At 67.5% G+C, this 9,420-nt stretch carries 9 protein-coding genes and 1 pseudogene; 3 read left to right on the top strand and 7 right to left on the bottom strand.

Going from position 1 to position 9,420, the window contains the following annotated elements; translation table 11 throughout:
* The 6 genes from ACFE77_RS15150 to dapA all read right to left on the bottom strand — a co-directional run.
* Positions 1-451: dihydroxy-acid dehydratase (locus ACFE77_RS15150; protein WP_375422483.1), on the bottom strand; the 451-nt coding region annotated here is incomplete at its 3' end.
* Positions 452-506: 55 nt separating this feature from the next.
* Positions 507-875 (bottom strand): response regulator, encoded by a 369-nt coding sequence (locus ACFE77_RS15145; protein WP_375422482.1) that lies wholly within the window; start codon positions 873-875, stop codon positions 507-509.
* Between the two features lie 41 nt (positions 876-916).
* Complete coding sequence (locus ACFE77_RS15140; RefSeq protein ID WP_375422481.1) at positions 917-3,307, bottom strand: response regulator; 2,391 nt, start codon at positions 3,305-3,307, stop codon at positions 917-919.
* A gap of 39 nt (positions 3,308-3,346) precedes the next feature.
* Positions 3,347-3,904 carry a DUF2062 domain-containing protein gene (locus ACFE77_RS15135; RefSeq protein WP_375422480.1) on the bottom strand — a complete coding sequence of 186 codons (558 nt, stop codon included), beginning with the start codon at positions 3,902-3,904 and terminating at the stop codon, positions 3,347-3,349.
* Positions 3,904-4,386 carry an SsrA-binding protein SmpB gene (smpB, locus tag ACFE77_RS15130; RefSeq protein ID WP_375422479.1) on the bottom strand — a complete coding sequence of 161 codons (483 nt, stop codon included), beginning with the start codon at positions 4,384-4,386 and terminating at the stop codon, positions 3,904-3,906. The genes ACFE77_RS15135 and smpB overlap by 1 nt, the downstream gene beginning before the upstream one ends.
* Positions 4,387-4,746: 360 nt before the next feature.
* Positions 4,747-5,631: a 4-hydroxy-tetrahydrodipicolinate synthase gene (dapA, locus tag ACFE77_RS15125; RefSeq protein WP_375422478.1), complete on the bottom strand. Its 885-nt coding sequence runs from the start codon at positions 5,629-5,631 to the stop codon at positions 4,747-4,749.
* 76 nt (positions 5,632-5,707) lie between these two features.
* Between dapA and ACFE77_RS15120 the strand changes: the two genes are divergently transcribed.
* Genes ACFE77_RS15120 through ACFE77_RS15110 form a run of 3 tightly spaced genes read left to right on the top strand, consistent with a single transcriptional unit; the run spans position 5,708 to position 8,990 of the window.
* Positions 5,708-7,699 (top strand): lytic transglycosylase domain-containing protein, encoded by a 1,992-nt coding sequence (locus ACFE77_RS15120; RefSeq protein ID WP_375422477.1) that lies wholly within the window; start codon positions 5,708-5,710, stop codon positions 7,697-7,699.
* A gap of 3 nt (positions 7,700-7,702) precedes the next feature.
* Positions 7,703-8,179 carry a transcription elongation factor GreB gene (greB, locus tag ACFE77_RS15115; protein ID WP_375422476.1) on the top strand — a complete coding sequence of 159 codons (477 nt, stop codon included), beginning with the start codon at positions 7,703-7,705 and terminating at the stop codon, positions 8,177-8,179.
* A 31-nt stretch (positions 8,180-8,210) separates the two neighbouring features.
* Positions 8,211-8,990 carry an NYN domain-containing protein gene (locus ACFE77_RS15110; RefSeq protein WP_375422475.1) on the top strand — a complete coding sequence of 260 codons (780 nt, stop codon included), beginning with the start codon at positions 8,211-8,213 and terminating at the stop codon, positions 8,988-8,990.
* A gap of 134 nt (positions 8,991-9,124) precedes the next feature.
* On the opposite strand, the pseudogene ACFE77_RS15105 reads toward ACFE77_RS15110, so the two are convergent.
* Positions 9,125-9,420, bottom strand: a pseudogene (locus tag ACFE77_RS15105) (energy-dependent translational throttle protein EttA); the annotation flags it as partial.

The following is a 9,420-nucleotide window of genomic DNA, read 5'->3' as shown; positions in this document are numbered from 1 at the left end:
CGCCATAGACGAAGATCGACGGCACGTTCAGCCGCAGCATCGCCATCATCATGCCCGGCAGCGACTTGTCGCACCCCGCGAACCCGACCAGCGCGTCATAGCAATGGCCGCGCACCGACAGCTCGACCGAATCTGCGATCACCTCGCGGCTGACCAGCGAGGATTTCATTCCCTGATGGCCCATCGCGATGCCGTCGGTCACCGTGATCGTGTTGAAACGCCGCGGCATGCCGCCGCCATGGATCACGCCCGCCTGCGCCGCGTCCGCCTGCGCATCGAGCGTGGTGTTGCACGGTGCCGAATTATTACCGGCGGACGCCAATGCGACGAACGGCTTGGCGATATCCTCCTCGGAGATCCCCATCGCATAGTAATAGCTGCGGTGCGGCGCCCTTTCGGGCCCGACCGATACGTGGCGGCTCGGCAGGCGAGACTTGTCGAACTGGGTCATGGCGACACGCTATTGCGTCGGGCAGCCGTCCCACGCAAGCATCTAAGCGCCACGATCAGGAGGCGTCGGCGACTACCAGGCTGTCGAGCGCCTTCGCGACGCCATCCATCGTGAACGGCTTTTGCAGCCGCGGACGATCGCGGAAGCGCTCGTCGACGCTGTCATCGCCGCCACCGGTCGCGAACACGAACGGGATGTTCTTGGCCGCCAGTGCTTCGGCGATCGCGGTGCTCTTCTCGCCGCCACGCAGGTTCACGTCGAGGATCGCGGCGTCGATGTCGCCCTGGGCGACCCGCGCGAGTGCATCGGCGACGCTGTCGACGATCCCGGCTGCCTCCTTCTCAAGAACCTCGAGGAAATCCTCGAGCATCATCGCGATCAGTGGTTCGTCCTCGACGATGAGGATCTGCCTGGGTCCTGTCATGCGCCGGCCTTAACCCGGAAAATCGCTGGTTGCCAGCCGGATCAGCGGTTCGCCAGCACGTCGCGCGCCGCCTCCGCCAGTTGCTGGACCGAGAAGGGTTTGGGCAGGAACGCGACCCGGTCCAGATCGATCGAACGCCGCAATTGTTCCTCGGCATAGCCCGACATGAAGATGATCGGCAGGTCGGGATACTTCTCGCGCGCATGCCTGACCATCGTCGGTCCATCCATCAACGGCATGACCACGTCGCTGATCAGCAGATCGGGCCGCTCGGTCTTGTCGAGGATCTGCAGCGCGACCTCGCCATTCTCCGCGGTCAGCACCGTATAACCCTGCCGCGTCAGTGCGCGTTCGGCCACCGCGCGGACCATGTCCTCGTCCTCGACCAGCAGGATCGTGCCCGTTCCCCACATCTCCGCGGGCTTCACCGACGAACGCGGCGCCGCCAGCCGTGCGGGGGCGGGCGCCGTGCTCGCGGTATGCACCGGCAGGTACAGCGTGAAGCTCGACCCCTGCCCCGGCTTCGAATCCGCAAAGATGTAGCCGCCCGATTGCTTGACGATGCCGTACACCGTGGAAAGCCCCAGGCCGGTGCCCTTGCCGACCTCCTTGGTGGTGAAGAACGGCTCGAAGATCTTCGGCAACACCTCGGGCGGAATCCCCGTCCCCGTGTCGCTGACGATCAGCGTCGTATAATCCGCCACCGGCAAGATGTCGTAGCCGAGCGCACGCACCTGCGCCGCGGGCAACGCGCGCGTCTGGATCGTCAGCGTGCCACCCCCGCGCGGGTTCGCCGCCATGATCGCATCGCGCGCATTCACCGCGAGGTTGACCACCACCTGCTCCAGCTGCCCCGGATCCGCGCGCACCGCGCCAAGCCCGCGGCCATGGCTGACGTCGAGCCGCACCGTCTCGCCCATCAGCCGCTTCAGCAGGTTCGACACCTCGGACACGACGTCGGGAAGCTGCAATACCTGCGGCCGCAGCGTTTGCTGCCGCGAAAAGGCGAGCAATTGTCGCGTCAGGCTGGCGGCACGGTTCGAATTGGTCCGGATCTGCTGGATGTCGTCATAATCGCTGTCGCCGGGCGAATGACGCATCATCATCAGGTCGCAATGCCCGATGATCGCGGTCAGGATGTTGTTGAAATCATGCGCGACGCCGCCCGCGAGCTGGCCCACCGCCTGCATCTTGGTCGCCTGCGCGACCTGCCGCTTGAGACGCGTCTCCTCGGTATTGTCCTTCAGGCTCAGGAACACCGCGGCGTCGCCCAGCCCGCGCGCACCCGCGATCGTCAGCGCGACCGGCTCATCGGGATGATCCTTCAGCCGCACCGCCATGTCGGTCGAATGCGTCGCCCCCCCGGCGAAGCGCCGGATCGCGTCGGCGACCGCGCCCTTGTCCTCGCGCACCACCAAGTCGCCCGGGTAGAGCGGCGGCGCCTCCGCATCGACCGCGGCGGCGCGCACGAACGAATCGTTCATCTGCAGGAACCGCCCCTCGCGGTCGACCAGCGCCATCCCGAACGGCATCAGGCTGACCAGGCTGCGGACGTGCGCCGATGCGCTGGCGCCGATCGCGGGCGCGGTATCCTCGTCGTCGAGCATTGCCACCAGCACCGGCGCATGATCGCCGTCTATGAACGGAATCTGCAGCACCCGCAGCGGCGTCCCGTCCAGTCCCTCGCGCTCGAATCGCACCAGCCCGCGGCTGTCGGTGATCAGCAAGCGCGCGAAGTCCCGCCCTTCGATCGCGCCGTCGCCGCCCAGCGCGCGCGCCGCGAACACCCGGTTCGCCGCCCGGATCCGCCCGTCCGACGCGATCAGCGCCGCCATCACCCCCGCGCCACCGAGCCGGTCGCCGGGATGCCCCGCGATCATCGCCTCGGTCGATGCCGCAAGATCCTCCTCGTGCAACACGGTGAACGACCAGACCAGCATGTCCGCCTCGTCGCCGGCGCGCGCCACGCGTCCAGACAGGCGCTTGCCGTCGATCGAAAGCCCCGCGGCATAGCCGCTGCCGTCGCGCCAGCCATGCCGCCCCGCCGCGCTCAGTCGCTCCACGCCGTCCTCGTCGAGCGGCAGGCCCGGCGGCGTCGGAAAGCCCGCGAAAAGCGCCTCGAACGCGTCGTTGGCGCAGATCAGCCGCCCCGCCCGGTCGGTCACGGCGACCGCATCGCTGCTTGCCTCCGCTAGCTTCCGGGTGAAATCCCAGTCGATCGTCCGCTGCTCGACCCGCGCCTGCGGCCCCAGCAATCGCCACGCGAACACCGCGCCGCCGGTGACGAGCCCCATCGCAAGGAAGCCGACCGCCGCGACGAGGCTGTTCGCCAGCAGCAACACCAGCGCAGCCGCAAGGACGGTGGTGCCTATCGCGACCAGCGCCGCGGTCTTGATCGGGGACGATCCGGATGGGAGGGGGAGCGAGGCCACGGCCCGTCTTCTGGTCAGCCGTACCGCGCCGTCAAGCGATCAGTGCCGCTGATCGCGACGATGCCGCCATTTCCGTGCGATCCACAGCCGCCAGCCGAGCGCCGACAGCAGGAACCCGCCGATCGCCGACACCGCGGTGATGATCAGCAAGCCGATCGCGGTCGCGGGCCCGGCTTCCGACAACAGCCACTGGACCCAGCCGAGATTGGCGGCGTCCGCGACCGGCGCACCCGGCAGATGATCGTCGAGGTGGAGGATCCACCGCCCGATCCAATAAGCCGCGACCCACAAGGGCGGGGTCGTCAGCGGGTTGGTGATCAGCGTCGTCATCGCCGCGGTCGGCACGTTGGCGCGGACCGGCAGGGCCAGCACCGCCGACAGTGGGATCTGCGCGACCGGGCAGAGGATGCCCGTGACCATGCCCAATGCGACGCCGCGCGGCACCGACCGGCGCGTGAACCGCCAAAGCTCGGGAGCGAGCACCCGGTGCGCGACCGGGCGCAGCAGACGGTTCTGCTCCATCGATTCGCGGGTCGGCAGGTTGCGCCGGCCCCAGGCGGCGACACGCTGCCACCAGGTCGGGGCCGCGCTCGCCATCAGCCGCGATCGCGCAGCACGCGCCCGGCCTCGCGCTTCCATTCGCGTTCCTTGATCGCCTCGCGCTTGTCGTGGTCCTTGCGACCCTTGGCCAATGCCAGTTCCACCTTCGCGCGTCCCTTGGAGTTGAAATAAACCGATAGCGGGACGAGCGTCATCCCCTGCCGCGCCACCGCCCCGTGGAGCTTGTTTATCTCGCGCTCGTGAAGGAGCAATTTACGTGGCCGCTTGGCTTCGTGGTTGAAGCGATTGCCATGGCTGAATTCGGGCACGTTGGCGTTGATCAGCCAGACCTGCTCGTCCTTCACCTCGGCATAGCTCTCCGCGATCGATCCCTGCCCGAACCGAAGCGACTTCACCTCGGTCCCGGTCAGCGCGATCCCCGCCTCGTAGACGGTATCGATCGAATATTCGAACCGCGCGCGCCGGTTCTCGGCGACGATCTTGGTTTTTTCGAAAACGGGAGGTTTGGGGCGGGCCATCGACCCGCGATGTAGGAGCTACCAAGCGCCGAGGGAAGCCGCCCGCGACGATCCGCCCCATCGGCGGGGTTGCCACGATCTGGCAGGCCGCCTTCTGCTGTGGCTACCGTCCTCCTGCGAAAGCAGGAGCCCAGGGCAACGAAGCGCATCGTTCATGACCCTGGACTCCTGCGTTCGCAGGAGAACCAGAAGAGGAAGGAAGCACACCCAACCCGCGTCCACGCCGAACGCCCATCGTTGCAAAGTTGGAGAAAGCCGAGCAGCCCTCGTCCAAGGCTCTTTCTCATCGTCCGATCGAAACCAATCCCACCCGCGCGCCTGCGCGTATGGTGTGACTCTTGGGACTTTTCGCGCCCGCCCTCACCCCAGCCCGGCATGCTCCAGCGCCGCATCCACCAACCGCTGCGACTCCGCCGACGGCCACGTCATCGGCAGCCTGATACCGACCGGGAAATCGGGCCGAACTCGCGACAGCGCATATTTGACCGGGCCCGGCGACGCATCGCTGAACAGCGCATCGTGCAACGGGTAGAGCCGATCCTGCAACGCCAGCGCCGCCGCATAATCGCCCGCCGCACACGCCGCCTGGAAATCCGCGCACAACCGCGGGGCGACGTTGGCGGAAACCGAGATGCACCCGACGCCGCCCATCGCGTTGAACGCGAGCGCCATATCGTCGTTGCCCGACAGCTGCGCGAACCCCGCCCCGCAGCTCGCGCGGTGCTGCGACACCCGCGCGATCGCCCCGCTGGCGTCTTTCACCGCCACGAAGATCTGCGGGAACGCCGCCACGATCCGCGCCAGCGTTGCGGGAAGTATATCGGTCACGGTCCGCGCGGGCACGTTGTAGAGCACGATCGGCAGCTCGGCCTGTTCCGCGAGCGCCGCGAAGTGACGGAAGATGCCCTCCTGGCTCGGTCGATTGTAGTAGGGCGGCACCATCAAGGCTGCGTCCGCTCCCGCCTGCTTCGCCCGGCGCAGATTATCGGCAGCGACGCGGGTGTCGTTCGATCCGGCGCCCGCGATCACCGGCACCCGGCCGGCGACTTGATCGGCGCATACCCGCACCGCGGCAAAATGCTCTTCCGCCGATAATGTCGCGGCCTCACCGGTCGTGCCGCACGGCACCAGGGCGGACGACCCTTCGTCGATCTGCCAGTCGATCAGTGCCCGATAGGCCTCCTCGTCGACCGCACCATCGGCAGCGAACGGCGTGACGAGCGCCGGGATCGATCCTGAAAACATGGGATATGCGCTCCTGTTGCGCCGCTTGGGTCGTTTTGTTCAGGACAGATACGGGTAGGATACGTATCCTGTCCACATGAACGCAACCAGCCTCCGCACCGGCATGATCATCGCGCTGCTCGCAGGCGGCACCTCTACCGTCGCTCAGGACCAGCTCGACCGTTACCAGACCCAATTGGCGAACCGCAGCACCCAGCCTGCCGCCGCCCCGGCCGACGGCGCGATCGCCGCGACGATCGCCCAGTGGCGCGCGCTCCAGCAAACCGACGCGCTGCCGTTCGACAGCTATGCCGGCTTCATCACCGCGCACCCCGGCTGGCCCGGTCAGGCTGCGAACCGCCGCGCCGCCGAACGGCAGGCCGGCACCGCGTCGCCGTCCTCGGTCATCGCCTTTTTCCAGCGCTTCCCACCGCAGTCCTCCGCCGGTTCGGTCGCGCACGCCCGTGCGCTCCGCGCCCTCGGCCGTACCGCGGAGGCAGATGCTGCGGCCCGCAACGCCTGGCGGATGGGCTCGTTGTCGGCAGCCGACGAGAGCCTGATCCTCACCAGCTTCGCCGGCGCGCTGACGACCGAAGATCATGACGCCAGGATGGACGCGCTGCTTTGGCAGGGCTCGACCGGAACGGCGGCGCGACAGATAGCCTATACCAGCGCCGCGCGCCGCCCCGCGTTCGCCGCTCGCCTGTCGTTCCGCACCAATGCCGCCGACGCCGCGACGCTCGCGATGACGACCCAGACGCTTTACGCCGACGATCCCGGCTACATCGCCGATCGCGCGGTTTGGCTCCGCGACAGCGGCGCGGGCCCGACCGCGCGCACCTGGCTGGCGCAGACCCGGTCGCTCGCCCGCCGGCCCGCGAATGTCGAGAAATGGTACGAGGTGCTGCTCACCAACGCGCGCGCCGCCAGCGCCGATGCGCAGTATCAGCTCGCCTACGACATCGCTCGCCAGGTCGACGACGCCTACCCGGCCGGCACCGACGTCGCCGCCAAGCCCTATGGCGAGCGCGACGACTATACAAGCCTCGCCTGGCTCGCCGGGCAGGTCGCGCTGAAGCAACTCGCGCGCCCCGCCGATGCGATGACGATGTTCGATCGCTACGGACGCGGCAGCCAGGCGCCGCAGACCCGCGCCAAGGGCTTCTATTGGGCCGGTCGCGCCGCCGAAGCCGCGGGCAAATCGGTCGACGCCGCCGCCTTCTACGCCCGCGCCGCAGGGTATCGCGATCAGTTCTACGGCCAGCTAGCGCTCGAACGCACCGGCAAGCCGCTGGTCGCGCCCACTACGCTCGCCGCCCCGGTGATCGATCCCGCCACCCGCGCCGCGTTCGACGCACGCGAGACGGTCCGCGCGGTCAAGTTCCTCGGCCAGATCGCGGACTGGCAGGACCAGACCGCCTTCGTTCGCCAGATCGCCGCCGACGCGACCACCAGCACCGATCACATCCTCGTCGCCGAACTGTCGCGGACCATCAACCGCCCAGATCTCGCGGTGATGGTCGGTCGCAACGCGATGCAGAACGGGCTTACCGATCACGCGGCCACCGCCTTCCCGACCGTGCCGGTGCCCGCCGGGTACGAGAATAATTGGACGATCATCCACGCCATCGCGCGCCAGGAAAGCCAGTTCGACAAGACCGCGGTGAGCAGCGCCGGCGCCCGCGGCCTGATGCAGTTGATGCCCGCCACCGCGCGCGAGCAGTCGGGCAAGATCGGCCTCGCCTACCAGCCCGCGGCACTGACCAGCGATCCCAACCTCTCGATCATGCTCGGGTCGAGCTACTTCCAGCGCATCTATGCCAACTACAGCAGCTATCCGCTTGCGATCGCTGCCTATAATGCCGGGGGTGGCAACGTGAACAAGTGGCTGCGCGCGAACGGCGACCCGCGTACCGGTGCGGTCGATATGGTCGACTGGATCGAGATGATCCCGTTCCAGGAAACCCGCAACTACGTCCAGCGAGTGATCGAGAACGCGGTCGTCTACGACCTGATGAACCCGGTCCGCGCCAAGAGCACCGGCACGGCGCGGCTCAGCTGGTATCTCGGCAAGTCGCGGCCGGGCTGATCGTTGGACGCGCCGAACTACATCTCGCCTGCCGGCTATGCGGCGTTGCGCGCCGAATACGAACAGCTCTTCGCCACCGAACGCCCGGCGCTGGTCGAAACGATCTCCTGGGCGGCGGGCAATGGCGACCGGTCCGAAAACGGCGACTACATCTACGGCAAAAGGCGCCTGCGCGAGATCGACCGGCGGCTCGGCTGGCTGTCGCGGAGGATGAAGGCGGCGAAGGTCGTCGATCCCGCCGCGCAGGAGGACCGCACCCGCATCTGGTTCGGCGCGACCGTGACGATCGTCGACGATGACGATCAGGAGCGCGTCCTGACGCTGGTCGGCGACGACGAGACCGACACTGCGCGCGGCCGGATTGGCTGGAACGCTCCGATCGCTCGCGCCCTGCGCGGCGCCGCGGTCGGTGATTCCCGTCGCGTCTTGCTCCCTGCTGGCGAACGCGAATACGAGGTCGTCGCGATCACCTATGGTTGACCCGCACCGATGCGGGAGCGAGGGTGGCGAGATGACCGAACAGACGCCCACCCGCAACATCGCCCTGCTCATCGATGCCGACAACGCGTCTGCGGCCACGCTCGACCCGGTGCTGACGGTCCTCGCCGAACTCGGCACCGTCAACGTCCGCCGGGTCTATGGCAACTGGACCAAGCCCGGCCTCAAGCCATGGCGAGACATGTCGATCAAGCACGGCATCGAACCACAGCAGCAGTTCGACCTGACCAAGGGCAAGAACGCGACCGACATGAAGATGACTATTGACGCGATGGACCTGCTGTTCCGCGGCCGCGTCGAGGGCTTCGGGATCATGTCCTCGGACAGCGACTTCATGCCGCTGGCGATGCGCATCCGCCAGGACGGCCTCCCGGTCTACGGCTTCGGCGCCAGCAAGACGCCCGAGGCGTTCAAGCAGGCCTGCACCCGCTTCATCGACGTCGGCGCGCTGACATCCGCCGCAACCGCCATCTCCCCCGCCGGACCGCCCAGCGCCGAGATCCCGATCGATCAGGTCCTGCCCCCCGCAATCGCCGGCGCGGTCCGCACCAAGGCTAAGGCTCCCGTCGGCCCCGAACTCCTCAAGCTGCTGGTCGACGCCTACGACGCCTCGAAACGCGACGAACGCGGTTACGTCAGCCTGTCGGCGATGGGTCAGTTAGCCGCCAACCGCTCCAGCTTCGACGCACGCAACTATGGCTACAACCGCCTTTCCGACCTGATGGAAGCCGTCCCCAACTTCCAGATCGAACGCCGCGAAGGCGGCCGATCATTCGTCAAGCGGCTGCGCTAGTCTGAGCTGGAGGTACAGGTGAGTACCGATCGGCACTGAGACTACGACCAGCGACCTAGCATCGACCAGGAACCGCCGCTCACGCTCGACATGCGAGTATTTGTGAGCGGCTAGTTCCTCGTCGAGGCTGAAGATCACCGCGTCAGCTTCTTGTACGCCAGTCGCGTCGGCCGATCGGCAGCATCACCCAGACGGCGGCGCTTGTCCTCTTCATAGGCTTCGTAGTTCCCCTCGAACCACTCGACATGGCTGTCACCTTCGAACGCCAGGATGTGCGTGCACAGCCGGTCGAGGAAGAAGCGGTCATGGCTGATCACCACCGCGCAGCCCGCGAAGGTCTCCAGCGCCTCCTCCAGCGCGCGCAGCGTCTCGACGTCGAGATCGTTGGTCGGCTCGTCGAGCAGCAGGACGTTGCCGCCCTCCTTCAGCA

The sequence above is a fragment of the uncultured Sphingomonas sp. genome (assembly GCF_964243315.1).
Classification (GTDB): Bacteria; Pseudomonadota; Alphaproteobacteria; order Sphingomonadales; family Sphingomonadaceae; genus Sphingomonas.
Note: the sequence above shows the minus strand (reverse complement) of the source record. Positions and strands in the feature narration are given on the sequence as shown.